Source organism: Vibrio sp. T3Y01 (assembly GCF_013114525.1).
In the GTDB taxonomy this organism is placed as follows: domain Bacteria; phylum Pseudomonadota; class Gammaproteobacteria; order Enterobacterales; family Vibrionaceae; genus Vibrio; species Vibrio chagasii_B.
In genome coordinates, this window is record NZ_VTXJ01000016.1 from 14673 (window position 1) to 39482 (window position 24810).

A 24810-nucleotide genomic window follows, 5' to 3' on the forward strand; every position below is an offset into this window, starting at 1 on the left:
CCTTAGTTTCCTTAACTATAACCGATCATCACTAAGTTGGAAAGCGGCTTAATCTTCATCTACTACAACACGTTTAAACAATGCATTATTCCTAGGGTCAAATGGATCACTTTCATCGAAACCCAACTCACGATAGTAGTTTAATAAGTCATCGTCATCAATTGGATCTTGGATACCAATCCAATCAGCCTCAATAGCAACAGCAAACAGCTCGGCACAGCGTGAAGCAATAGGAACGATATACCCTTTCAAAGGGTTTTCAACTTCACCACCCTGAATATAATTGATCTTAACAACCAATTTCCCTTCGCTGGCTTTTCCGATCATGAGACCGCAGAGCTCTTCACCGTGCCAAACAGCAAGCTCCACCCTAGCCATATGATCTCTACGATATTGGTCTCGTACCTGTCGCCAATCCCATCCTATCTGACGATTTACCGGTATATCCCATTCGTCTTGAGAACGGATAGCATCTTCCGTGATTTCAGTTAAATCAATATGACCAATAAAATCAGCCTCGAATTGCTCAAACTCATTTTGAGCTTGAGCCAACACAGCACGTCTAAGTTGTTGATATTTATTAGCAATGGCTTGGTTATTCATGCATTTATGTCTATCAATCATTAATTGAGATAGATAATATCACGTTTTTTGAGGCACTGGCATATAACGCTTATTAGACGAAAAATTGTTGTGTTTTATCCTTTGGTTATGCATTCATCTTTATATTAACTCAACTGACAATCAATACGTTGTGCCACATAAAGGGAAGTTAGATTACAAGATGTCGCCTAATAACAGGAATGATGAGTTATCAGCTCAATCGAATAAGTTTTAGTAGGATAAACGCACGCCCTCTTAATTGTGTAGAGTATTTGATCTAAGTGTTTTTGGGGCAAAAGTGAGTCAGTGACTTTACTAAATTAGTATTTGATGAATTACTTCAAATATGGAAAAGTCGCTTAACTCAGTATCCATTATTGATGGTGCAGATCATATTGGATCACTACCACAGTAGTCGAACGGCACTCGTAAAAGTGATGACAATCTTCATGAATCGTTTAGCCCTAAACGGCTAATTCTCACCTATTAGCCATAAATGGCTAAATTTGTATTATTAGCCATAAACGGCTAAAATGGCATCTACATAAAAGAAGGAGTTTTAATGTGGAGCTTACCTCTAAACCTATCGCAGTGATCAGCGGCGATATTGTCAACTCAACCAAGCTAACATCTGAACAGTTTGAACAACTTCTTAAACGAATCAAAGACATACAGAGACTAATCACCGAAGGAAATTCATCAAATGCGCACAGTATTGAGCGTGGCGATGAATTTCAGACCGTGGTGCATGATATTGAAAGCGCTCTGAGATACACCATCATTTATCGTATTGGCATTAAAGCGCTTGGCAAAGGGTTTGATAGTCGCATTAGCCTTGCTATTGCCTCTAATGCCGATTTGCGTGAGTCTGTTTCTGAATCGATGGGTGAAGCATTTGTTCTTTCTGGGCGTGGACTAAAAGCCTTAAAAAGCGACAGGTTGTTATTTAACTCTGACCGTTTCGAACTCACAGAACACTTTGACTTACTCTTTAAGTACCTCGATAGACAACTAACGGAATTAACCTCGCGCCAATGTGAAGTTATGCTTCCGATGCTTCGAACCAATGAAGGTTTGTCTATTAGTGAGTTAGCAGAAAAGCTCGATGTTGCTACTGCCACTGCCAGTAAGTCTCTTAAAGCTTCAGGTTGGCCGCTAATCAGTGAGCTAAATTGGCGATTCATAAACCAAGTGACGGGACTCAAGTATGTTTAATTTTTTTGATGTTCTAATACCGTTCTTGATGATTCACATCATCTGTGATTTTTACCTCCAGCCAAACCAATGGGTAGAAGCAAAGAAAAAATACACTTACCGTTCAACTGAACTGTACTTTCACTCACTATTACACGGCGTCGCGTTGTTAGTTCCTGCTATTGCGTTAGGTATTGACTGGCGCTCAACTACTTGTTTGGTAGTTATCATAGCGGTAAGTCATTTTATTATCGATTTGTGGAAAGTAAAAGCACGAAATGGTGGTAAGTTTTCCTATTTTATTATTGACCAGACTTTGCATGTCTCAGTGCTAATAGCCATTGCCTTTCACATTGCAGATGGTGTAACGATCGATGCCGTACTACAAGATGAGAAGTTCTCAGATGGTGTTATGGTGGTCTTTGCTTACTTACTAATTCTCAAGCCAACTTCGATTGTGATTGGCAGCGTCTTAAGGAAGTTTCCAATATCAGATAAAGATACTACTAGTATTAGTGGTCTTATCGCAGGTGGTGAGTTGATCGGTTATTTAGAGCGAGTGTTAATACTGACCTTTACGCTTGTGGGGAGCTATGCAGCGGTGGGTTTCGTATTGGCGGCTAAGTCAATATTTAGGTTTGGTGAGTTGAATAGATCAGATGACCGAAGCATGACTGAGTATGTGCTGATTGGTTCCTTGATATCGGTGGTGATCACAACACTGGTAGGTACCTTAATATCACTTGGTTTAGATGTGAAAATTAAATGACCAAAAAGGTATTCGGCAGTTTATTACTAGATAAGCTCGAATTTTACGGGATAACGATCAATTACAGGGAAGAAAGTTACCCTTCTAATGTAGTGGATTAGCAGATTTGGTTACATAGTTAGAGCTCTAGACATAAGAACAAGTAGGTCAAAATTGGCGGCTGCATTCTGTGATAGCTAGCTGCCGAAACGCATAATGGGGCAAAGATTACTTAGAGTAAATGAACTAAATTGATGTGTAGAAAGAAACCAACGTGGTGCAGAATTTTTATCCTAGTACTGATTTGACTTATTTAGTGTTAAGGTAACGGTATGAAAAAGACCACGCCAACGCCACATGATGCGCTCTTTAAGCAGTTTCTCACTCATCCTGAAACCGCTAAGGACTTATTGGATATTCACCTACCTGCTGAGCTGCGTGAAATCTGTGATTTGACGACCTTAAAGCTCGAATCAGGCAGCTTTATTGAAGAAAGTTTACGGCCTTATTATTCGGATGTTCTTTATTCTCTCACAACGTCTCAGGGGGAAGGGTACGTCTACGCGTTAATCGAGCACCAGAGTCGACCAGATAAACACATGGCGTTCAGACTGATGCGTTACGCTATCGCTGCCATGCAACAGCATATTGAAGCGGGTCATGAGCACTTACCCTTGGTGATACCTTTGCAGTTTTACCATGGCCAAGTCTCGCCTTATCCCTATAAAATGAATTGGTTAAAAGGGTTCGCTAACCCTGACAAGGCTAAAGCACTTTATACTCAAGATTTTCCATTGGTCGATGTCACGGTCATCTCCGATGATGAGATAATGCAGCATCGCCGCATCGCGTTACTTGAGCTTGTACAAAAGCACGCAAGGCATCGTGATATCATGGATTTCTTTGAGCCTCTGGTCACATTGCTCTTAACCGATTACACTACAGATAAGCAAGTACAGTCATTGATGAGCTACCTACTCCAAGTGGGTGAAACGAATAACCTAGAAGCGTTAATTACGTCACTGGTCTCATCAGTACCGAAACACGAGGAAACACTTATGACTATTGCAGAAAAATTGCGCCAACAAGGCGAGCAACGTGGCCGCCAAGAAGGTATACAATTAGGTGAGGAAAAAGGTCGCCAAGAAGCACTCAAGGAGATGGCGCGTAAGATGCTGCTTAATGGTCTAGATCAACAAACCATTATGGATGTCACGGGATTGAATACAGACGAACTAGCACAACTTTCTCATTAGCCGCTCAAGCATAAAGGGTTGTGTTGATAAAATCTGCCTGGAGACAAAGCTACATCGTTTATGGCTAACCGTGGGCTTCTAACTGGCATACCTAGAGCTATAATTTTGTTCATAGTTTTGACATTTACTATCATTTCACCTATTTGAGCGTTGTAATATCTCAAACTCGCTTTAGCGCTTTTCCGCTTTATTTATTGAGTAACTCTCTTCCCAACGCCTTGCATTCTTTCGAGGTGCTCTCAATGAGGTAAAACCTTTCTTTTTCAGAACCTCATGGCGCAACAAAACTGACTTCCACACTCATGGTTTCGAGTATATCGACATGAACAGCTAAGTGTAGCTTTTGCTATGTTCTGCGTTTCTTTGCATCAATCTTTTTCACTTTTCACTCTCCCTGACCAAAAAGGTGGGGGCTAATTGAGTTAATGGCTAGACGGCGAATCGCCCTTTAGATTTATTGCTATATTTGACTTGAACCGCCTTCGAACGCTTACCTTTGAAAATTGAGTACGGACGGTTCTTTTTCTAACGCCAATCAACCTATAAAGTACGCATTAAACTTAAATATTGGGCGTTCTCCCTTCGGTCGGCTCATTCTGTCGCTTCACTCCTCTCGCGATAACTTATGGCACTGTTATCGAGCAAGCTCGATGTGACATTAAGTTACGGCGAACAATCACCCAACGCCTCCGCTACTGCGTAGCTGCGCATCGTCGTGCCTCCTTATTGCCTTTCACTGGCTTCAATTAAGGTCGAGTAAGGGCTTGTTTTCTTATGTGCCGATTTTCCTTTCGACTCGCATCACTGGATGGCGCTCGCAGACTGTTCACCATCCTCAATCAGAACCTTCTCTGCAAGGGTTAATAAACGCTGCGCGCCCCTGCAGAGAAGAACCCTGTTTGAGATCTGGACAGCCAAGCGGCTCCATAAAAGTGATACTCAAACAGAAAGGAAACTTGTCATGGCACAACAAAACTCAACCCCAACTCTCTCTACATTGACGCTCAGCGACCAGCGTTTCGGCGCTGGGCTCGAAAGCTCACCAAAAAATGATATCTCTTTACTGCCTATTCCTCAGCGTACAGAGGGAGAAGATCACGGCTTTTCTCTTACGCCGTGTAGCGACATTACCTTAGCTGAACTCAAAATCGCGGGATTTACTTTGCGTGATTCTAAGTTCTACCCATCCACTCAGGCTGAGGTTGAGAAAAGTATCTTGCACCACTTTAAAATAGGGGACTTAACTGACAATTTTATTGTGAAGGATGTATCAACCCCTTCGAGATCCCTCTTTTCGTTTCACCGTTGCCCGTTTTAATTACTGGGATGTTTTTGTATTAACGTCAGGAGTAAGTCATGAAATATCTCTCTCACTATATTCAAGCCAAACAAACGCAAGCATTTAATGAGGCGGGGGCGTTCTTTGCTTTTTCTAATAAGCAGTTCGATGAAGTAAAAAAAGAGGGCGTGAAATATGCGTCGTTAGGTATGGGTTTAATTTGCCCTGTTGATAATGCGAAGCAATTAATGACCCGTTTAGATTCTATTGCTCAAGAAGGGATCGCCGAAGACATCGAAGAGAATGGTAAAAAAGCGATCATTCGCCGTGAGCTATTCAATCACGAGTGTTTCTATACCAATGACATTTGTGATTGTGTCGAAAAGCTCGAAGGGTATGGCATTTCTTACGATGAAGTGTATGAGGTATTTAATCACATTCGTAAAACGGAAGACGTTTATTAAACGCTAAAAGTAAAGCGCCTTGATATTTGCTGTATCAAATATCAAGGCAAATTCAATTTAAATACAGGGGTAAATAAAATGAACATTAAAAATGTTACATCAGGTAACGAAGAAACAAAAGAAAAAAATTATGTTTGTACGGCTGTGCCGTTTGATCTTGGTAAAGTTGTTTGTACACAAGGCATTGCTGAACTGCTAAATAACAATATTGGTGTGAATTTACCGATTTACTTACATCGTCACCAAAATGGTGATTGGGGAAATGTCTGTGTTGAAGATAAACTTACCAATGACGAAGCCACCAAGATAGGCGAGCGGGTTTTATCCAGTTACACCATTTGTAATGAACAAGTCTGGATAATTACCGAGCGTGATCGTAGTTGCACTACGATTTTACTCACTAATGAATATTGATGACGTCAATTCACGCGATATAATGGAGTTCCTTTGGACTCCATTTTTTAGCTTATGAAAAAACTAATCTTATTATTGTCGGTATTTCCAAGTGTCGGGTATTCGTTTTGTTTTGATGAAGCAGGACAATATTATAATGTTGATCCAGATCTGCTGCGATCGATAGCTCAAGTTGAAAGCAGTCTTGATCCTAATGCTTATAACGAAAACAAAAATAAAAAAGGTCAAGTAACCAGTCGTGATTTTGGACTCATGCAAATTAACTCTAGTTGGTTTCCTCGACTGGCTGAATTTAATGTCAATGAAACCAATGTCTACGAACCTTGTTTTAATGTTTCATTAGGTGCGTGGGTATTAAACTCTAACTTTGCCAGCCATGGTTATAACTGGAATAGCGTAGGCGCTTATAATGCAGGATTTCTTAAACGTACCGAAAGCGCCAGAAAAATATACATCAAAAAAGTTCAAAAAGTCTATTATCAGTCGCCATTAAAATAACCTTTCTCGCACCATAACGGTGCAGCGCTAGTTGTGTCACGATCTTCTTTTTCCGTTTTACATTCCTTCCCTAATGGTCTCAATCACCCTAGATTCAATCGCCAACGGTTCGGCTTTTGAGCTCGACGTCCCTAAAACACACCCCAAGAAAACAAACTAGATGCAGACTCATTGGAGGTCATTGTTACCACTTGGGAATCATCCACACACCACGCTAAATCGTAAACGATTTAAATGGTTGTCTGAGATGAATGTAAAAGACATAAAAACAATGACTTATGTTTATTGGTGGAGGTGAAATAGAGCGTGAAAAAATTTTCAAAATCTCAACTAATTAGCCGCTGAAATCCCAGTGTGAAAATATGTAATCACATTGAATTATCATTGACGCCTTTCTGTATAAGGGATTGCGGTTATTTCAATCTAAATCCAATGGGATTTAATTGAATTATTATTTATCCCTTTATAGGTAAGGCTGTGGCGGTTTTTTTAAAACTAATTACAATGGGTTTACATTGAGAGTTTATTGGATTTCATTGGGGTTTAAAAGTGGACTTCATTGACATTCCTTGAGGAGAAAAGGCTAAATTATGTCGCGTTCTTACCCTTTACAAAGCTCCCTTCGAGGGAAGCTAGAGCAAGATTTTAAGAAGTTCAGAGATAGAGAAAAGTTAAGTGATGCCGAGGCAACTCGTCAGCTTTTCACCGTGGCGTTGCGTATCAAACTGAATGACAGTGACGATGAACGGCCGTCGAACCGTGAGTTGATGGAAGAAACGTATCGTAGAGTTAGGCAAGTACAAGGCGTGCTAAATTTAAATTTGGCGCATAGCTTTGATGGGGAGGGGTATTATAAGAATAAAGCGGATTCGATTGAGCAAAGAAAATCCAATACCGCTTTGGTTGATAAAAGCGTCGATGAATATCTTGAAGGCGAAAAAAAAGGGTAGCCATTGGCTACCCTTTTATTATCGCTCTAACTCTCTGTCGATTTCTCTGTCTTCCCAATGGCTCTTTTTCTCTGATTGATTAAATTCCATCTCTTTTTGAGGGGAATATTCTTTTGGCTCAAAGTGATCGAGTGATTGGCTGTCGGTTTCTTTTTTCTCATTATAGTTGAGGGTGTCTAATTCGCTCTCTTGATGAGAAATGTGTGGCTCACTTAATTCAATGTTATGTGCGCTGTTATCTTGCTCTAGTTTATCAAGGCATGATTTGATGTCCTCTTTAAGGTTATCGTCTGACATGAATTGAATGTCTCGACCATTAAAGTTCTCGACGATTTTCTCAATGTTGTTCGGGTTTAAATCGTGGTTGCCGTGATTTAATACAATAATGATGTTCTGTCTCAGTTCATCGGTAGAGATGTTTTGAATGTCGTTCTTATGATTGACGTTGATAATGTCAATCTGCCCTTGAGTTTGGTCTCGAATTAAAAACGAGTTTTCTATCGATGTGCTGATGATGGTGGTGTTTAAATCCTCCCCCTGATGGAATTGTGTTAATTGTTTGGATTTTGTTCCTAGGGTTCTTGGATTAATATCTAGGGAGGAGTCTTTATTTCCTTGAGTGTCTAAATAGGTCACTTCTATGGCTTTGGTTTCACCTTGTTTATTGTGGATGTTGGTTAGCATCGCAGGGTGAAGGGATCTATCTTCGGATGAATAGACCGCCGGGTGGAATTTTACATGGTTGTTTTCAATGTTATTGACACCGAGCTTGTTTAAGTACGTTTGGGCCAGTGTGTTATCCATCGGTAAGCTTTGATTGATATAATCCTTAGCCCTTTCTTCAAACTGCGCAATATGCCTTGGGGTGGTGCTCAGTAATTTTTCGTGTTTACTGTTTTCCTCCAATTGATATTTGTCCGGCTCATTGAGCATCTTGTGCGCTTCATTCATCGCGGCTTTATAATTCATTTCCTTATGACTCATGATTAGGTTAATCAATGCGCCTTTTTCGCCCGTGGTGTAGTCTTTAAAATACCCTCGATGCTCTCCTGTTAGGGTCACTTTAATGGCTGATTTACCAATGCCAAAGGTTAAGTAATCCCGGTCTGATTTGGATTGATTCGGCTGGCCTAATAACTGAACGGCGAGGCTTTCTGTGTATTTTGGTAGTTGCGTATTGATGTGCTCCCTAAATTTGTTGTAGTCAAAGTCACCGCTTTTATTTTGGAACCGGACGTCCTCATGAGGGAGGGCATTACGGTTAAAGTAAGTGGTGTCTTTGGGTGGGATTTGGTTGAGGGTTTCTATCGCACTGGCTTTATGGCTATCTTTAGAAAGCCAGCTTTTGACCAGTTGTTTTGTGTTGTCGGTATAGAGCCGAATGTGCTGACTGGCGCGAGTCACATCGATACCGGCGCGTCTTAAGTTGGTCAGTGCGCCTTTGCTTTGTATCGCGCTAATGACGTGTTGATAGGTGGACCCTTGCGCCATGTCTGCGGTTCGACTGTACGCGTAGTCCCAGTGCCCGTCTTTAAGCGCATTAGGGTGAAGGTTGAGTGTTTGTCCTGTCTTAGATTGAGCGACAATACTGTCTGTAGTCGCTTGCGTGATGCGGTACTCCACGTTGGCTTTAATGCCGCGCTCTTTATCGGTAAAACGGGTGATGATTTTATCGCCCGTTGAGAGGGGTTTTTCTGACACGCTAAACAGTGTCGTGAAGGTATGGTCTCGATTGCGGGGTAAGAACGGCCTTGTCTTACCTGTACTCGCGTCTTGAAGTGTTACTACGCCATGCTCTGAATCTACGTGAGTGATTGTCGCGTACTCACCGGGTCTGGTGCTCAGTATTAAGCCTTTTTGATACGGCATCATGGTGGTGAGCTCTTCACCCGTCGCACCGATTGAGCGTAGCCGGGTTGCGATGACGTTCTCTTTGCCTAACTCACTCTTTTTCATCAATCCGACTCGGATGTATTCGGTAGTTTGGTCTCGCTCCTTGTTGGTGTAAAGAATGAGAAGTGTGTTTTCTCGCGTCTCTGGTGTGCGCTCTAGATAGTCCTTGGCGATCATATAGGGCAGTTTTTCTGTGGCTTCTAACTGCGCTTTGTGTCGGTCTTTACGGTGTTCATTCAGCGTGGAAATGACATGCTGGCGGTTGCCTTGAGTATCAGGGGCTTGCTGCTGGAGCTTATCCAGGGCGCTCTGTGGCTGTTTATCAATGATGTTTTGCGCCGCATTAAGTAAGGTGTCGTTTTGCTGACGGATGATGTCGGTCATGTAAGCGGTATCGATGCGGCCTTGGCTTATGGCTAGCTCAAAGGGTTTACCGGCACTGAGTGATAAAAGCTGCTCTTTATCGCCCAATTTGACTGTTTTGGACTGACTGTCATTGACGAGCTTTGTGAACTCATCGGCTTGCTTGTTGCTGACCATGGAGCTTTCATCGAGAAAGAACAAGGTGTGTTGATAGTCACTGGCTTCTCGATTGCCTTGCCTGATGTCAGAAAGCAAACTGTCTAGCGTTTGCGCTTTCACGCCTTTGCTTTCTAGCTCTGCAACCGCGGCGTGAGTGGGCGCAAGACCGATGACGCTTTGCTCTGGTTGCTGGCTGGCTTCTTTCACTAACTGGATAAGTTCAGTATTGGATTCAAGCATGGTGGACTTACCTGTGCCGGCTAACCCTTGGATGGCCACAAAGCTGTCCTTGGTGGTTGATATGAGGGTGATGGCGTCCTTTTGCCCTTGGGTTAGGCGAGGCTTGGTATTGAGAAAGTCTTGCACCTGTTTAGGTGTGGCAAAAGGCTGATGTTGGTCTTTACCATCATCGATGTTTTGCAAGATGCGCTTTTCAGTCTCCAGCGCGGTGTGCGTCGTCCAGCGTGTGCCGTCACTGTACTCTGCAGAGAGAGTGTCGCTGCGTTTAGTCAGCTCTGTTTCAACCTGCTCTTTGGTAATAGAGCCACCGGCTTCTTCAAAGGCGTAACGCACCGCTTCCACCACTAACGCTTTTTGGCTAAACGCCGCTTCTCGCTCTGAGAGGTGGTTCAGGGCAAAGCTGACCGCTTTTTCGATGAGTGGGGCGTTTTGCGCTTTGGCTAGTGCTGACAGTGCCTGACTGACATCGTGCTTTAGCCAATCTTGGGTGGCGTCATTTAGGTAGCGGTCGTTGACGTTTTGCGTCTGTAATACGCGCTCAATGGCTGACGGGGAGACTTGCTCTTTCTCAAGTACGCTTTGGGCTTTGTCCGGTTTGTCGGTGAAGATATCAAGGCGCTCTGTTTTTTCGGTCAGGTCGTTTATCAGGGGCTTAGATAAAGTAAATGCTTTACCTGACAGCAAGGTATGGGCTTTTTGCTCAATATGGTGGGCGCCGTGAACATAGTCGTATTGCAGCGGCGCGTCTTTTAAGCTCTCTAAGTTTACGCGCTGCGTTTGACCTTGGCTCTCAAGCGTGAGGCTCTCTTTGTTAGTTTGCGTGACAAGGTAACTTTTATTGGCGTCCAAACCGGCAGGGAAGTGTTTGCCTAACGTACGAAGACGTTCGCCTTGGGCGATGTTGAGGCTTTGCGGTTTGCTGATTTGCATCTTCATGCGCTTAAAGGTGCGACTGGACGGGTCAAAGGTGTGTGACTGTCCATCGCGTTTGCTGAGTGCGGTCATGGTGTTGCTCTCTTTATCGATGCTGGCGATGACAAAGCTCTGAGGTTTGTTTTTCTCCCAGTGGGTGAGTGTCATACCTGGTTTGTAGTGTTGAACGAGGGGTTGTTGCGCTTTGGAGAGGTGGTGAGGGGTTTGAGTGAATAGGGTGGTTTCGTGTCTGGCGAGGGCGCCGGTATTTTTCAGTTGGCCCCGTATCGCTTCGGTTAACCGCCGCTGCTCGACGCTGGAGGTGGCAATCACTTGCGTGTTGGCTTTATCGGGGAGGTCGGCGTACACCCGCGCTATCCTATCGGTGTCATTGTCATGCAGTTTCACGTCGGTATGGCTGGCTCGCTTGCCGACCCAAGAATGACTCTCCACATTGCCTTTTTGATACAGCGAGATAGCGTTATTGGCTTTAAATCCCTGACGGCTTGATACGCGGTTAAGCATCACCACTTTACTGCTCGATTGTTTGGCTTTATCGGTGAGGGCTAACAGCTCATTGGCGCTCATCTTATTGGCGTCATCGATGAGCAAGACGTCTTTATTGGTCAGCGGCGTATCGCTTTGCAATAAGCTGTGGGTGGTGTGGCGCTGCTCTGGTGAAAAGAGCTGACCGACCCAGGCGCTGAGTGTTTGACTCTTGCGCTGTACGCTCTCCATGCCTTCAGCCTTGGCTTTCACGCTTTGGGATACTAATTGGACACGCTTACCACTGTGGTTCCCCACGTTAAGTAGCTGCTGCGCAATGCTTTGTGATGAGCCATGCACATTCACCACGTGGAACTGTTTGGTGGAGTGGTACAGGTCAGTCAAGATACGCTGCTGGTTTTCAGGGATAGCAAGCTTGTTGAGCGTGCTGGATTCAACGTGGGTGCGCATGTGATGCGCCCGACCTTGGGTGCTGTCGATAAGCGCTTGTTCGTTATCAATTAAGCCTTTGGTGGTGTATTGCCCTTTTTGCCTGAGTCCTATCAAGTCGCCCTGTTTAATCATTTCATCCGCGACTTTTTTGATATCAATAGCGTTGAGTTGTACGCCGCCTTTGGTGAACTCTGAGGCGGTGAGTTCAATGATTTTTTCTAGGTGTAACGCGGTGCTGTATTGCCCTAGATGGTCAATGGCTCTGCTGATGGCGGCTTTGGTTTCACCAAGTGGTGGGGTGTTTTGCGCTTCTTTCACTTGTTGCGCCATGGTGACAAGCTGGGCGGGCTCATACCCTTGCTCTTTTACGGTGCTTTGCCACTGTTTGTTGAGGCTGTCACTGCTCTGGTAGGTCTTGCTTTTACGAGTATCGAGGTTTGCTACGTCTTTCGCCGCGCGAGAGTCAAAGCCTAAATCGAGTGTGCGTTGGTCAATTTGCTGTTTGCGAGTGGATGACGCATCAAGAATAGGCTGAGGGACACCGCTGATTTCGAACTGACCGTTGCCGACGCCTCGCGTGGAATAACCGAGTGTTTCTGCATCTTTAGCTAATTGGCTCTGGTACAAGATACCGTAGTATTTTTGGAAGTTGTAAATGCGCTCGCCAGTCCCGTTAATCACGCCCCCTTTTTGTTTTAGGCTGGTTGATAAAGCGCGTAAATCTCCTTCTTTATCGCGCGTCATGTTAGCGGTTAGCGCGTGCGAATGCACTTGCATGTCATTTTCACGGCTGGTCTTATGGCGTACGACTGCAAATAGCATCGAATCCGTATTTTCGTATTCTTGAACGCCTTTCTCATGGGTGACTTTGACTTGTGCTACGTCTTTCTCAAGCTCTGTTAAGGCGAACTTCACGGCGTTATTGTGCGCTTCAATGAGGCGGTTATCTCCGCCAATAAGTGCAAGAACGCTGAGGGATTTGGGCGCAGAAAAGGTCAGGTCGAAGCCAGATTTGTGTTTTTCTCGCTTCCCTTTAATGGTTTCACCGCCAAGATTGCCAGAAAGCACCGATTCTAGGGTGGCTTGATCTACGGGTTTATCTGCCAGTCCCGCTTCGATGGCCAGCTTGCCATGCCAGAAGGTGTTTTCTACCTGGTCTTGTTCTTTGAGGTAATAGTTATCGCCCGCGTCTTTTTCTAAAGAGACGTCAGGTAGGTCTTTGGGGTTTTCTTCGCTTAGGTAATATTTGGCAGCGCCAGAAGCGGATTTTAATGGGCTAATAGAAAGCATGAGTATTTTCCTTATGCAACGCAAATTGCCGCTAGCAGCAAAACTGAGCGGTGAGTGGAGGTTAAGGGGGAAGTGGAATTAAAAGAGGTGTGGTTACAAAATGATCCCAACACAAGCAAAGGAATTGCTAGCGGTTAACGTTCGTTCTTCGTGAATGATGACGCCATTTTCATCAATGTGAATGGATGTAATGCCCGCTTTAAATCGGTCTAACGCTACAATTTCTTCATTGGTTAAATGCTTGCCATGAGTTAGGCATTCCAGGCGGTTAAAGCTATATTCATCGGCGGCCATCGCTAGTTTCGAAGAATCAGAATGCTTCATGCACTCATTGCCATACAGCCAATCTTGAGCACACTCTATATTTGGCTCTAACTGGTAAGTCATATGGTGGGTGACGCTTGCAAAAGAATGGGACTGGCTTGTCCATTTGTAGCTTACTTGAAAACAATCAACCTCATCGGGAATGACGGCATACCAACCTCGACTTTTCGGCGAGGTCTCTAAATGCACAGACACGTAGCGTTTGTTTGGCCAAAAGCGCTTTGTTTTTAAATTGCCGTTTGGTTTCGCCCAGTCGGGGCCTATAAACTCAAAATGAATGTCTGTTACCTTGTTGCTGGTCAGCTCAGGTGTCAGAAATATTCTAGGCGTAAATTGAAGGTATCGCTCCTTGGGGTATTGAGGCAAATGGATGTCGAGTTGGTGTTTAATGGCCGATTGGATCTCTGAGTGTGCTTGAGTGTAGCATTCTGACCATTCAAGACTTTTTGCCGCCTCAATGGGTGACATGCCCCGGGCATATAAATCGATATAGGGTGTCCAATCTATCTTGATGTATCGGTATGGGATTTTTTTGAGATGCGCTGCAAATGCCTTAAACCATTCTTTCCATTGGTCGTCATATTCGTTGGTCATTTTTCCGTTGAGATAATTAAGACCTTTGCGAGTAAAAGTTACGCACCTTTGATCATCGTTGAGGTCTAGGTAATTTTCTGAAATCAGTTGCTCTAATATGTCTCTGATTAGCATGCCAGAGTGTGGGTAAACATCCAAAGCGCGCTCTTTTGCTTGAGACTTGCTCAAGCTCATTCGCTTTTCTTTCATGTGCGCTAGATAGTGAGTGTTGATTGGGTCTACTTGGTAATTTTTTGTTCTTGGCCACAGCCAATCTAAAAGGTCGCGGGCATAGGCCGTATTCGGTCCTAATTCTAACGTATAGGACGTTGGCGCTTTGGGTAGTGGTGGAAGCTCTTCTTTATTGCCATTCATGGCGTTTAACTCTTCGGTAGTTAAGTTTCTTAGTATGACATGGGTAAAGCCTTCAATATTGTCGATGTGCTCCCCCAAGTTGACTCTGACACTTTGGATGAAAGGAATGATGGATGCTTGGTTAAATAGAATGTTGTGGGTTGGCCCGTGGTGCGTGACTGCTTGCGCTTTTAAGTCGTCCCAGTCACCATAACCTACCGCTTGAGCGCAAATTGATAACCATGTGTATTTTTCGGGGGCGTTGCCCTGAATGATTTCAGCGAAGGTAAGTTGATCGAATATAGTGTGTAATTGTTTCTTTAATATCGGTAGATGGTCAGAATTAAAGAGGGTCTTATTTGGCATGGTTAATCCTTGATGAATGAACGTAAAAAAGCCTTGCAATGGCAAGGCTTGGAATAGTGGTTGAGTGATTATTCGATATGATGAGGCTCTAGGGTGCAGTCTCTATGGTGCACTATAACTAAATATCTTGTCATGACTAAGATTGAATCAGTGCACTTTTTAATACTATGGGTGCTAAGTACATGAAAGTCAGGCCTATCGAATTCAATAAACCAAATAACGAGTACTCCATGCTGATGCTCAGGAGTAAAGCGAATCCTGCAGAGGTGAGTACAATGTAGTGAGGAGTGTTGGGGTGTTTTTTAACAAAAAAAACCACGAGGCGCTTCAAACTATACAGTGATAAAAAGCCAGTGGACGCGATGAAAAGTTGCGTCTACTGAAATTGACTCTCGGTGATCTGCATAAGACAAAGTGCAAAAAATAAGAGTGAGACGACCAAGGTCTCGAAGATTAATCTAGACAAACTCGGTAACATAAAAATACCTAATACATTTGGTTTGCAATGACCTATTTCTGTCTTGTTTGGCTATCGACTATTTGATGCGCTATTCAACCATATCGCCCGCTTCCATCTCGATATCTTGAGATATCGCCGACTCTTCAAGCTCTTTTTGAGCGCGCTCTTGATGGTCATTGTCTGATTTGAGCTTTTCCGACTCCTTGCTGGCTAACGCTTTGACTGTCTCACTTCGTTGTGCTTGTTGGATTTGGTCGGTTTCCAGCTTCATCTCTTCCGGCGTTTCAAATTGCTTGGCTTGGATTTCTGTGAGTGCGTTACGCTCTTCTTCGTTGAGGAGCATACCTGGGGCGACACACTCAAAGTAAATCGCTTTTTGATACGCCTTGGTCATGGCGGGCGATGGGGTGTAATGACGTTTAATAAAGGCCGGTGTCACATCTCGCATCTTATCAAAGTGCAAATCCAGTTGAGTGATAAAGCTGCTTCCTGGTACGCGAAGGTAACATTGCAAATCATCCATGGCTTGGATTTCACTGCTAGAGACAACCGGGCGGGTGACGGTTTGGTGACCAATCGATACCCCGTCACGCAACGCATTTGCACCGTAAGAAATGTGCTCTATTGACACGTCCACCTCTTGCTCACCTAAATCTTTTGACGAGATTTGCGCCATTTGCGCGGAGGGGGCACGAAAGTAAAAACGGGAGTTGAGTAAGTCAAAAATGACGTCCGCGGTGTTTTTGCCGTAGGTTTTCACGAGCTGAGCATAAGACTGGAGACCAATCACATAACAGCCTCCAAACTTACGCACTTCGGCAATGATGGTGTCAAGCTCAGGCAGTTTATGCAGACTTGGCATTTCATCCATGATCACCCAGATACGGCGATCTTCATCGTCTTTGAGTCCCAAGATAGCGTTAGAAGCAATGGCAAGCCAAGTCGAAATCAAAGGACGCAGAGAGGCGTGTTGCTGCGCGTTACTGGATAAGAACAAAAAGCCTTTTTGTTTATCGTCTTGCACCCAATCGGTGATAGAAAACGGTTTGCGTTTGGGCTTTCCTTTCGCGTCTTTGTCATCCAATCCATCCAAAAATCGTAGGCTCTTGATGTAGGTGGCGAGCACCGACTTAATGGAGATGGCCGTCTTTTTGATGTCTTTCGAGACCAGGGATGCAGACTCTGTGCCTTGCAGGAAATTACCCAGGGTTTCAAGTTCAGACGTGAGTATCAGACTGAGCAGCCTTGCGGTCGAGCAGGGCTTGTCATCTTGGCTCATGCGATACGCCGCACTCGAAAAAATAGTCCGAGCGGAATCCACCCAGAACGGATCGCCTTCGCCATGTTGCGGGATAAGTGCGCTGGCTATATTTTCAAAGTCAGGGGCTTCTTTCGCATCACACCACACATCCCAATTGGCGCAGCGTTCATCGAAGGGATTGAGTAAGGTGTCTTGGGTAGGGTCAAAGAACTTACTGGTAAAGGTGCAGCCTTTATCATAAATAATGGCTTTATCTCCACGTTTACGTATCCAGCGTAATAGTTTACGAAGCATGACGGATTTACCTGCCCCTGTGGTGCCGTCGATGAGCATATGTTGAACTTCAAACTCATGTTTAAATAAGGCCTGCCCATCCACTTTGAAATCAGAAATCCGTCCGTTTCCTACGCCCTGTTTTTTGAGTTTCTTTGCCCGTTTTTTTAAATCGTTAGTGAGCACTTTGGGCTCTGCGTCTTGAAAGCCTCGGACGTGAAAATCTTCACTTTGTTTTTCGCCTTGTTGTTTAAAGAAAGTCATGGCGAGCATTAAGATGGTGAAAGCAATACCGATGCCAATCAAAAAGTTGATTTGTATTTGGCGTATCACGTTATCGTAGAGATTGATGAGTTGGGTGTTGTCCAGTTGGGAAGCGAGCGTGCCAATGTAGCGTTTCCCGCTCCAGAAGGTCGTGACTTCGCTGTTAAGATCGTGTCCAAGGCTGGCATAGATATGATTGCGCCAATAGTAGAACACAGACCAAAAGGCGTTATCGGGCGCGCGTAGCCAGGTAAGAACGCCAGTGAGCGCTATCACCGACCAAATGGCGGCGTAGACTAAGGTATTGTTGACTTGAAAGAACATCCGAATGGAGTGAAAAGTAATTTGTCCGCCACGGGTAAAGTGGTTGCCGGACGCGCGTTTAGGTCTAGGCATCGTGGTTCCTTGAGAGTGAAATGGAGTACTTTTTAGATAATTACCTGCGTATGCAGATAAGCTGGCCAACAATTGAACGGTTGTTGGCTAATGGTATTGCTGTGTAGAGCCCCGAGATGTTGGCAAAACTTGGGTGGTTTTATTTCCTTGCGCTGATAATCGTCACGGTCTCGAACGTGGTCAGTGTTGTGCTCGAAACCTTCAAAGCAATCCTGATTACTATTTTTCAGAAGAAAAGCGAAATTGCTCTCTGTGTAATAGAGATGGTGAGCTTTATGTTGAGGATGGGCATCACCGGACAGTGATTGGTCGAGTGTTTTTGGAAACGAATGGCTTTGAGCCTATGATTAAAAATGTCCTCGTTGCTTATTGCGCTGGGCAGTGATCCATCGTATTCGTAATTTCCCTCGCCGGCTGATTTCAAGGCGATTTCATGGTAAATTTGTTAGAATGATAAAGTTCTTTATGACCTTCAACTTCAATGAATGACCAACTAACTCCAATCAACAAAGACCATTTAAAAAAACTTATCCGAGCAGAACTGGAACCGACATGGTTTGATAAGCAATCAGTTAGCCCTGATATGTCTTGGGTGACTCCTGCTGTGTTTGAAATATTGTTTACTGAGTTGATAACTCATACGCGCGGTAATCAGTCTAAGGCTGCTAGGGTTTTAGGGATTAACAGAGGTAATTTCACCAAAAAGTTAAATCAGATCACAACTCGTGAATTTGGATCGGATGAGAGCTTATAAGTATGTATCAGCCTATTGGTACCCTGACGAGGGTGCAGAGATTAACCAACCCCCATTACCTCTCAAGAAATCAATGGCAGTTGCTCTAATTCTTGCTTCAAGAATCACTGGCGCTTTTTACTTCAATTTGAAAACAATTATCGGCATTTTTAGGTGATTTCAAGCTATTTAGTACCAGGAGCATAAACTCAACCTACGAAGGTTTAGACAGGTCACGTCCAAACTTTGTGGATAACTGCTTATAATTTGTTATAAAAACATAATGTTAGGTTGGAATTTAACGAAGCAAGCAAAACGGAAGGCCAAATCAACCATGGAAAAGATAATTCACTACGATATTCAAAAGGTTAAAGTTAGAAGCGATAAAGAAAGCACTCGACTGACCAGCCAATGGGATCAGGTTCTACAAATCTGTCGTGACAAACCACTCGGAGAGATCGCGAGAGCAAGATTAGCGTTTAACCTTGTCGATTACATCACAAGTGAAGATCTACCTTTTCGCTTATTCATCACCCGCGCACCACAAGCTATGGCCACCATAGGCGAGGAAACACGAGTGTATAAAGAGCATCGAGTTATTAATGGTAAACAAAGCGGAATGATTTACGCTAAAAGCGAACAAATGTTACCAAGAGAAATCCACTATACGAATGAGTTTGTGGCAACCCGCTACGTTGCTGGGACAAAAACACCACTCTCTGCCACCTCCCTCGTTGGTTGCCTCAAGGCTGCAAACGAATAGCCAGTGATATAGCACGTCTTAAAAAAATCGAACCCACCATGAACATCGCAATGAAACGTATCGAAGTATCAGACAACTTCACAGACACAACAAGAAAGATGGCAAGTTACGAATGAATAACGAGGCGTAAACGATTGCCGTATGCATTAACATGACAGATATAACTGAAACTAATCTTTGGACAAAACCTTGTTACGAACTTTATATTACAGATTAACTCGAATAACCTCAGCCACTGTAAAACCCTCAAATCATCTACAAAGTCATGGCGAATTTGATTCATCCTACACTTACAGCGCCTTAAATTTTTCTACCATATCCTTATCAATCTCCTTGATTAGATTAGGGGACAAGCCCAGGTGTTTGGCCTCAAGACTAAACGAGCGTGTTGTTTCAAATATTTCCTCAGCCATAACCATAATCGCTTTCTTTGATGACAACCCCGACTGAGCAGCTAACTGGTCTAGTGCGTTCTTTGGCGTTCGGCCATTACCACCAAATGCCGTCATATGCTCTTTGTAAGGGTTAGGGTTGTAAACAATGTCGTAGAAAGGCGATAGCGTCCAGTTATCGGCGTCACTGGCAAGGAAACTGAAGTTCTTACTGTGATCATCTTGGTTAACAGTTAGGTAATTAAACATGCAGCGCTTAATGAGCTTCTGAGACTCAGTGACACTACACATGATGCGCGTAGCTTTAACTAAATCCACATAGTCCAAAGAAGGCTCTCGAAACGGTGCATCTAACAACCCACACGCAGAAATCATATGGATTCGACCGCCTTGCTCGGTGCAATCAAATCGTTCCTGCTCTAGCCAAAATCGTCCATTACCTGCATCAATTAAATCAAAGTCAGGAACCTCAATGCCGACATTACGGGCCATCTGCATGTAGCAATATTCGACTAATGATTCAGAGTGCTTCAAGTCAAACTTTTCAGATGTCAGTTTTACGATAAGCTTTGTTCCTAGTGCGTCATCTAATGTTGAATATTGCCCATTCAATAAACGTGTCACGTTCATTTTTGGCCTAGCACCACCCGAACCACCAGTATTCATCAAGTGCTCAAGCAAAGCAGACTCGGTGCCTTCAAACTCTTCAATCGCAGCTCGGCCAAGGGTAATGATATCAATCGACTCCTTGGACTCATCAAGTAAATCTAATTCAGGCTCATAGCTCAACGCCCCCATGCATCTGTCACCCAGATAAGCCAAACGCTCTAGGGCGGTAACTTCCTTTGGGTTATGATCGTTCTGTCTAAATACACGATCCATGAGATAAAGGCCCCAACCATCAGGGAGACTATCTCCAAATACCCCATGAATGCCGTAATGCGGCCCTCTAGGCGCAACTTGTAGGCTTGTATCAGCCTTTAAATTGAACGGAGCCAGAGAGGTTGAGTGAGCGCCTAAATAAGCCTCATCAAATTGAAAGAAGCTTTGCTTACTATTTTCAACTAGCTTGCCGACAAATACCTTTTCACCTGTGCTAAGCGTTCGTTTTACGGTTAGGGCTGATTTAAGCATATCGAAGCACATCCTCTATTGATTTAAATTCAGGCTCAGACGACTTTGTTAGCTCTTTCACTTTTTTCAAGTCACCGACTGTCTCATAAAGCATGAGGAACTGACGCAATGAGATGTTGCCAGATGACTCAAACTTTCGGATCGTCGCGTAAGGTACGCCAGAGAGATCGGCCATCTTCTGAACACTGAGTTTATCTTTTTTCCGAGCAGACTTGATAAACTCTTTGAGTTCCATCTGCAAATCATAAGCGGTATAAAGAGATAACATACATGCCTCGTAAGTTGCTATTATGGTATCAATTATAACACCAATCATAGTCTAATTGCTATTATTGTAGCAAATATAAAGTAATGACAATCATTACTTCATTAACACGAATGACAAAAAATTCCATCACTGTGACGGGTCTTCATTGCTACTATAGTGACAAATTAAGGTTTTTTTGGCATTATTTGCTACCATTATAGCAGATTAAAAACAAGGCTTTATGCACCCATTAGCTGTTTCACAAGAGCATACCTTGCTTTACATTCAGGTCGATCAACTAGCTGTGATGGCATTAGATTAGATATGAGAAAAGACAGGTTATCAATAATAGTAGAGCTTCTACTCCAACGCAGTTTGGGGCACTTCTGAGTTAGAAAGTGCCACAGGTAAAAATTCAATCTGAGAAGCTTTTGGACAAAAATCAGTTTTAGAAAATCGAACATTAGCAATCCATGAATAACTACAGGTATGGTAAACGTGAAAAAACACCCTGTATTGGAAGAGGCTCGATTAGAGTAAATGTCTTTTTTGTTATGTATTTAACGCTTTCGCTAACTCTTTAGATTTTTTTAAAGCGTTTTCTATTGCGATTACCAGTTCTGAATTCAACTCAGGTTTCATTTGCATAAACTCCTTTGTAGGCGCAGGATTCTGTACCCCTTTAGAGATCAGTTCTGCTTTAATAGATAACCCTTCAGAAATCCAACATGTGAACTCATGAACAGCCTTAGCTACTTCATGGTGTTCATTTACAAGCTCCGGTAAATACAAGGACTGAATCATATTGGCTTTGTCGTAACATTGATGATCATAATTAACTTCAGCATCAAAAAATTTGTGTATAAACTCACTATCTAAAGCATTCTCGAGACTCGACATAAGAAGGAAGTATTCTTCAAGCTTTACCCTTCGAACTAATACTATTTCTTTTCGGTTCCACGACTTATACTCCAAGTCATTCTTTATTTTTTCAGTTGTCTTGGCCGTTAGCTCAGTCTGAAGATTGATTGTATCCAAACTAGATTTAATTGCTGAATACTTCGCCTTCTCTGAATACAAAGTCTTAAAGAAAGCTAAGATAGAGCCAAATATCAAAACTAACAATATGACAACTACATTGTACTCTAGGTTGCTCAACGTTGGTTGATTTAACAACGTATCAGCCATTTTAGTGACAGACTCTTCTTTCATTTATTCCCCGCAACACATAACAGCTATAATAAAAAACCTGCATTTTAGTGCGGATTTTTTTGTCTAATTTTGTCACTACAATCTTACTGGAAAGACACGTTTACAAACAGTGACCTATCAATATAAACCTGATGACTAAATAAAAAGCATAGAATTCTTATGTATAGTTCAAAGTAAAGAACTAGCGCGCAAGCTTGCAATTAGAACTAGATAAGGTGAATGCTGATAGCTAGATCAAATTTCTCTCGTGATACAACACAGATACTCACAACGAACAGACTAGAACAACGGATAGCTTTTAGTGAGGCAAAAGCTCATTAACAGGACGTGAATGAGTAAAGGTCTAACAGAACAATGGGGCACTTCTGGTCTAAAAAGTCCCATGGGTTAAAATTCAGGCCATAAATGCTTTAAAGTAATGAGTCTAAAGTGCTTGTGTCCCAAACATAGGTAAGGTATCCCTAAGTTCGAACGCCACTCAGTTAAAACTACAACAAAACCACAAGTAAATGGTGCGAATGGAACAGATAAAAGATAAACCTCAAATCCTATTTCATACTGAGTTTGTGAATTACCTAATGCATAAACGTAAAAAACTTACGCTTGAGGAGGCTATGCAGTATGTCAAATGGCTTGATGATGTGAACACGTGCTTCAATATGGATGTTGTGTCGGATATTTATAACCTGTCCGTACGCGTTTATGTCGACTTTATTCTCTATATTCGTAGCCGTTTACCTGAAGAGCATGCAGAGAACTGTATTAGATCACTTAAACTTTATTCCCGATTCATAGACAAGATTATTCTTGTTGAAGAAATCTACCCAGAACAGTCAGTAGGAGGCTACTTTGAAGGAGCACTACAGACAGTTAAGGTAAATCGCTTTGAGCGTAACCAGAAAGCAAGAGATGTCTGTATTTCACATCACGGTGCATCTTGTAAAGTATGTGATATTAACTTTGTTCAGACTTATGGGAACCTTGGTGCTGGTTTTATTCATGTTCACCATATCGTTCCAATAAGCGAAATATGCAATGAGTACGAAATAGATCCAGTAAATGACCTCGTACCTGTATGCCCGAATTGTCACGCAATGCTCCATAGAAAGACGCCTCCACTGACTGTAGAGCAACTGAGGGAAATCACACGTAAATTATAGGTATAACTTCTTTGTATCATAAATAAGCCCCTTATACCCCTGAACTTGGCGTCGTAACACGTCTCGGGATAAGAACTAGTTAGCTTAAATACTCTAAATTGGTTTTGGACAATTTCGTGTCAGTGGCTTTTCTAAATTAGCAACTCATGGATAACTACAGATATGGAAAATCACTCAATTTAGTGTTCTATATTGTTGGATCAGATCACTTGTGATTTTTCATATACTCGCACAGGAATGGGTGAGCGTGGTTTCTAATTTAGCGATTGGCGCATTATCTGAGGTCTTGAGCAATCTCTAAATCTAAATCACAGGCCCAATTCACCGAACCACTTCAGTTATGAGCTAAGCTCTTAGCTTCTTTTGTGTCTAAAGTCATCACCATGTTGAAAAGATCCTCAAAATATCTATGTTTAATATACGATATTAATTTGTAAGGATTATTTTTAGTATGAGTCCAACTCCTATCAACATTCTGTTTGTTTGCGTTAAAAAAGGCGTAAGAGCGGCTATCGCTAAAGCAATTGTAGAGCAGCAGTCTAATGGGGTGGTACAAGCAACTTGCTCAGGGTTTGAGACTGGAGGAACCCCCCAAGCTATCTTAGACGAATTGTCTAACTTACTTTGTGTACCTATACAGACCCAACAAGCTTCGCTGGAATATACCCAACCTTGGAGCCGCCCTAGAATTATCAGGGAATGACAGAACCATGTTTGTAAAAGAGGTCGTAGACCAAATAACCTTTGAAGTGTCGCAACTCGTTGCAAACACTCAAGTAAAGAGCTGAACAACTTCTCATGTAAGGCTACACCTTAAGCTGCTGAAGCAACAATAAGGCTAGTGTAAACATAAGTTGAAGATGTTACTTATCTCAGTTACAAACGGCGCATAGTAATAGTACTATTAAGTTACGGGCTTCATTCAACGCGTTCTTTCTGCCATCACGTTTCCGTACCTTACTATCACTACAAGTGTTAAATCCCGTGATAACAGAGCCTTATCTTTTCAAAGTCACACTTTCGATGTTCATCCGAAAATAAACTACATTTTTTTACAATCTAGTCTACTGTTAAAAACAGAAGGGATTCTTCTAACAACGTCATCAACTGGCAATCAGAACACAAAGATTCTGTCGCCAAGGCTAAAAAGGGACACACTACTATGATTTTACAATCATGCCGCATCACTCTAACCAATCAAAGCATCTTTATTTGTCAATCAGTCGAGCATTCTCTTGATCTTCTTGAAGCTGAATTTAACAATGGTATTTCTAAAGTTAAGATCGATGCTAGTGATGGTTATGATATTCACTCCTATCATTTTGATTCGATTGAGGAATCTATTGAAAGCCTCATGAACCTCTAAGACGACCGCCATAAACTAAGTCTCTATATTTCAAATAGGTGTTTATATAAAGCCTATATCAAGATATATAAAATGTCGCTTAGCGAAGTGTCCAGTCTGATTAGACATTTCAACTTTGTGCTTACACACATAATGCCTCCCATAATTGATACCTTATGATTTTTAGATTTCACATGAATTGTATCTGGGGAAATTCAGGTTGTCTAAAAACGCTAACATGTTGCCGAAACCAATAATGGGGCACTTCTGAGTTACAAGTGCTAACTATGAAGGAGCTGACATAAATGTGTTTCAGAAATTTAATATTAGCGATTCATAGATAACTTTTAT

Annotated in this window: 20 protein-coding genes and 1 pseudogene; 13 read left to right on the plus strand and 8 right to left on the minus strand. The window is 42.8% G+C overall.

Going from position 1 to position 24810, the window contains the following annotated elements; translation table 11 throughout:
* Positions 1 to 48: 48 nt before the first annotated feature.
* Positions 49 to 603: a hypothetical protein gene (locus F0232_RS16770; protein ID WP_048657861.1), complete on the minus strand. Its 555-nt coding sequence runs from the start codon at positions 601 to 603 to the stop codon at positions 49 to 51.
* A 564-nt stretch (positions 604 to 1167) separates the two neighbouring features.
* Between F0232_RS16770 and F0232_RS16775 the strand changes: the two genes are divergently transcribed.
* The 3 genes from F0232_RS16775 to F0232_RS16785 all read left to right on the plus strand — a co-directional run bounded on the left by F0232_RS16775 (position 1168) and on the right by F0232_RS16785 (position 3801).
* Positions 1168 to 1818: a hypothetical protein gene (locus tag F0232_RS16775; RefSeq protein ID WP_171750889.1), complete on the plus strand. Its 651-nt coding sequence runs from the start codon at positions 1168 to 1170 to the stop codon at positions 1816 to 1818.
* Positions 1811 to 2566, plus strand: coding sequence for a DUF3307 domain-containing protein (locus F0232_RS16780; protein WP_171750890.1), 756 nt, complete (start codon positions 1811 to 1813; stop codon positions 2564 to 2566). The genes F0232_RS16775 and F0232_RS16780 overlap by 8 nt, the downstream gene beginning before the upstream one ends.
* Positions 2567 to 2877: 311 nt before the next feature.
* Complete coding sequence (locus tag F0232_RS16785) at positions 2878 to 3801, plus strand: Rpn family recombination-promoting nuclease/putative transposase (RefSeq protein ID WP_171750891.1); 924 nt, start codon at positions 2878 to 2880, stop codon at positions 3799 to 3801.
* 74 nt (positions 3802 to 3875) lie between these two features.
* On the opposite strand, the pseudogene F0232_RS25065 reads toward F0232_RS16785, so the two are convergent.
* Positions 3876 to 4293: pseudogene (locus F0232_RS25065) on the minus strand (IS5/IS1182 family transposase); the annotation flags it as partial.
* A 469-nt stretch (positions 4294 to 4762) separates the two neighbouring features.
* Between F0232_RS25065 and F0232_RS16790 the strand changes: the two are divergent.
* From F0232_RS16790 to F0232_RS16810, 5 genes are all read left to right on the plus strand, one after another.
* Complete coding sequence (locus tag F0232_RS16790) at positions 4763 to 5119, plus strand: hypothetical protein (protein ID WP_171750892.1); 357 nt, start codon at positions 4763 to 4765, stop codon at positions 5117 to 5119.
* A 38-nt stretch (positions 5120 to 5157) separates the two neighbouring features.
* A complete protein-coding gene (locus F0232_RS16795) occupies positions 5158 to 5544 on the plus strand; it encodes a hypothetical protein (protein ID WP_171750893.1) in 387 nt (128 codons plus the stop codon).
* Positions 5545 to 5622: 78 nt separating this feature from the next.
* Positions 5623 to 5958 (plus strand): type I restriction endonuclease subunit M, encoded by a 336-nt coding sequence (locus F0232_RS16800; RefSeq protein ID WP_171750894.1) that lies wholly within the window; start codon positions 5623 to 5625, stop codon positions 5956 to 5958.
* 54 nt (positions 5959 to 6012) lie between these two features.
* The gene (locus F0232_RS16805; RefSeq protein ID WP_171750895.1) at positions 6013 to 6456 is read left to right on the plus strand and encodes a lytic transglycosylase domain-containing protein; all 444 of its coding nucleotides are present in this window, start codon (positions 6013 to 6015) and stop codon (positions 6454 to 6456) included.
* Positions 6457 to 7046: 590 nt separating this feature from the next.
* Positions 7047 to 7406: a hypothetical protein gene (locus tag F0232_RS16810; protein WP_171750896.1), complete on the plus strand. Its 360-nt coding sequence runs from the start codon at positions 7047 to 7049 to the stop codon at positions 7404 to 7406.
* A gap of 18 nt (positions 7407 to 7424) precedes the next feature.
* Here the strand turns inward: F0232_RS16810 and traI are convergent, their stop codons facing one another.
* From traI to traD, 3 genes are all read right to left on the minus strand, one after another.
* Positions 7425 to 13202 carry a conjugative transfer relaxase/helicase TraI gene (gene traI, locus F0232_RS16815; protein ID WP_171750897.1) on the minus strand — a complete coding sequence of 1926 codons (5778 nt, stop codon included), beginning with the start codon at positions 13200 to 13202 and terminating at the stop codon, positions 7425 to 7427.
* Between the two features lie 93 nt (positions 13203 to 13295).
* Complete coding sequence (locus F0232_RS16820; protein ID WP_171750898.1) at positions 13296 to 14819, minus strand: hypothetical protein; 1524 nt, start codon at positions 14817 to 14819, stop codon at positions 13296 to 13298.
* Positions 14820 to 15367: 548 nt separating this feature from the next.
* Positions 15368 to 17473: a type IV conjugative transfer system coupling protein TraD gene (gene traD, locus F0232_RS16825; RefSeq protein ID WP_171750899.1), complete on the minus strand. Its 2106-nt coding sequence runs from the start codon at positions 17471 to 17473 to the stop codon at positions 15368 to 15370.
* A 481-nt stretch (positions 17474 to 17954) separates the two neighbouring features.
* Here traD and F0232_RS16830 point away from each other — a divergent pair, with 481 nt between their 5' ends.
* Both F0232_RS16830 and F0232_RS16835 read left to right on the plus strand, forming a co-directional pair.
* Complete coding sequence (locus F0232_RS16830; RefSeq protein ID WP_048657775.1) at positions 17955 to 18227, plus strand: helix-turn-helix domain-containing protein; 273 nt, start codon at positions 17955 to 17957, stop codon at positions 18225 to 18227.
* A gap of 313 nt (positions 18228 to 18540) precedes the next feature.
* Complete coding sequence (locus tag F0232_RS16835; RefSeq protein ID WP_253821969.1) at positions 18541 to 18969, plus strand: hypothetical protein; 429 nt, start codon at positions 18541 to 18543, stop codon at positions 18967 to 18969.
* 290 nt (positions 18970 to 19259) lie between these two features.
* On the opposite strand, the gene F0232_RS16840 is transcribed toward F0232_RS16835, so the two are convergent.
* The 3 genes from F0232_RS16840 to F0232_RS16850 all read right to left on the minus strand — a co-directional run bounded on the left by F0232_RS16840 (position 19260) and on the right by F0232_RS16850 (position 21954).
* Positions 19260 to 20495, minus strand: a complete 1236-nt coding sequence (locus F0232_RS16840; RefSeq protein WP_048657858.1) for a type II toxin-antitoxin system HipA family toxin — start codon at positions 20493 to 20495, stop codon at positions 19260 to 19262.
* Positions 20488 to 20763 (minus strand): helix-turn-helix transcriptional regulator, encoded by a 276-nt coding sequence (locus F0232_RS16845; RefSeq protein ID WP_171388226.1) that lies wholly within the window; start codon positions 20761 to 20763, stop codon positions 20488 to 20490. The genes F0232_RS16840 and F0232_RS16845 overlap by 8 nt, the downstream gene beginning before the upstream one ends.
* A 531-nt stretch (positions 20764 to 21294) precedes the next feature.
* A complete protein-coding gene (locus F0232_RS16850; RefSeq protein WP_171750900.1) occupies positions 21295 to 21954 on the minus strand; it encodes a hypothetical protein in 660 nt (219 codons plus the stop codon).
* 614 nt (positions 21955 to 22568) lie between these two features.
* On the opposite strand from F0232_RS16850, the gene F0232_RS16855 reads away from it, so the two are divergent.
* The 3 genes from F0232_RS16855 (at position 22569) to F0232_RS25070 (ending at position 24480) form a co-directional block, all read left to right on the plus strand.
* On the plus strand, positions 22569 to 23114 hold the full coding sequence (locus F0232_RS16855) for an HNH endonuclease (RefSeq protein WP_253821970.1): 546 nt from the start codon (positions 22569 to 22571) through the stop codon (positions 23112 to 23114).
* Between the two features lie 451 nt (positions 23115 to 23565).
* Entirely contained in the window at positions 23566 to 23817 is a 252-nt protein-coding gene (locus F0232_RS16860) for a hypothetical protein (RefSeq protein ID WP_253821971.1), read from the plus strand.
* 459 nt (positions 23818 to 24276) lie between these two features.
* Complete coding sequence (locus tag F0232_RS25070) at positions 24277 to 24480, plus strand: hypothetical protein (RefSeq protein ID WP_253804859.1); 204 nt, start codon at positions 24277 to 24279, stop codon at positions 24478 to 24480.
* Positions 24481 to 24810: the final 330 nt, after the last annotated feature.

Excerpts from the sequence above, each read along its gene's own strand:
- F0232_RS16800 (WP_171750894.1), top strand. The coding sequence starts at position 5,623 with ATGAACATTAAAAATGTTACATCAGGTAACGAAGAAACAAAAGAAAAA.
- F0232_RS16835 (WP_253821969.1), top strand. The coding sequence starts at position 18,541 with ATGGAAAAGATAATTCACTACGATATTCAAAAGGTTAAAGTTAGAAGC.
- F0232_RS16810 (WP_171750896.1), top strand. The coding sequence starts at position 7,047 with ATGTCGCGTTCTTACCCTTTACAAAGCTCCCTTCGAGGGAAGCTAGAG.
- F0232_RS16770 (WP_048657861.1), bottom strand. The coding sequence starts at position 603 with ATGAATAACCAAGCCATTGCTAATAAATATCAACAACTTAGACGTGCT.
- F0232_RS16805 (WP_171750895.1), top strand. The coding sequence starts at position 6,013 with ATGAAAAAACTAATCTTATTATTGTCGGTATTTCCAAGTGTCGGGTAT.
- F0232_RS16860 (WP_253821971.1), top strand. The coding sequence starts at position 23,566 with ATGAGTCCAACTCCTATCAACATTCTGTTTGTTTGCGTTAAAAAAGGC.
- F0232_RS16855 (WP_253821970.1), top strand. The coding sequence starts at position 22,569 with ATGCAGTATGTCAAATGGCTTGATGATGTGAACACGTGCTTCAATATG.
- F0232_RS16790 (WP_171750892.1), top strand. The coding sequence starts at position 4,763 with ATGGCACAACAAAACTCAACCCCAACTCTCTCTACATTGACGCTCAGC.
- F0232_RS16840 (WP_048657858.1), bottom strand. The coding sequence starts at position 20,495 with ATGCTTAAATCAGCCCTAACCGTAAAACGAACGCTTAGCACAGGTGAA.
- traD (WP_171750899.1), bottom strand. The coding sequence starts at position 17,473 with ATGCCTAGACCTAAACGCGCGTCCGGCAACCACTTTACCCGTGGCGGA.
- F0232_RS16785 (WP_171750891.1), top strand. The coding sequence starts at position 2,878 with ATGAAAAAGACCACGCCAACGCCACATGATGCGCTCTTTAAGCAGTTT.
- F0232_RS25070 (WP_253804859.1), top strand. The coding sequence starts at position 24,277 with ATGATTTTACAATCATGCCGCATCACTCTAACCAATCAAAGCATCTTT.
- F0232_RS16830 (WP_048657775.1), top strand. The coding sequence starts at position 17,955 with ATGAATGACCAACTAACTCCAATCAACAAAGACCATTTAAAAAAACTT.
- F0232_RS16780 (WP_171750890.1), top strand. The coding sequence starts at position 1,811 with ATGTTTAATTTTTTTGATGTTCTAATACCGTTCTTGATGATTCACATC.
- F0232_RS16850 (WP_171750900.1), bottom strand. The coding sequence starts at position 21,954 with ATGAAAGAAGAGTCTGTCACTAAAATGGCTGATACGTTGTTAAATCAA.
- F0232_RS16845 (WP_171388226.1), bottom strand. The coding sequence starts at position 20,763 with ATGTTATCTCTTTATACCGCTTATGATTTGCAGATGGAACTCAAAGAG.
- F0232_RS16820 (WP_171750898.1), bottom strand. The coding sequence starts at position 14,819 with ATGCCAAATAAGACCCTCTTTAATTCTGACCATCTACCGATATTAAAG.
- F0232_RS16795 (WP_171750893.1), top strand. The coding sequence starts at position 5,158 with ATGAAATATCTCTCTCACTATATTCAAGCCAAACAAACGCAAGCATTT.
- traI (WP_171750897.1), bottom strand. The coding sequence starts at position 13,202 with ATGCTTTCTATTAGCCCATTAAAATCCGCTTCTGGCGCTGCCAAATAT.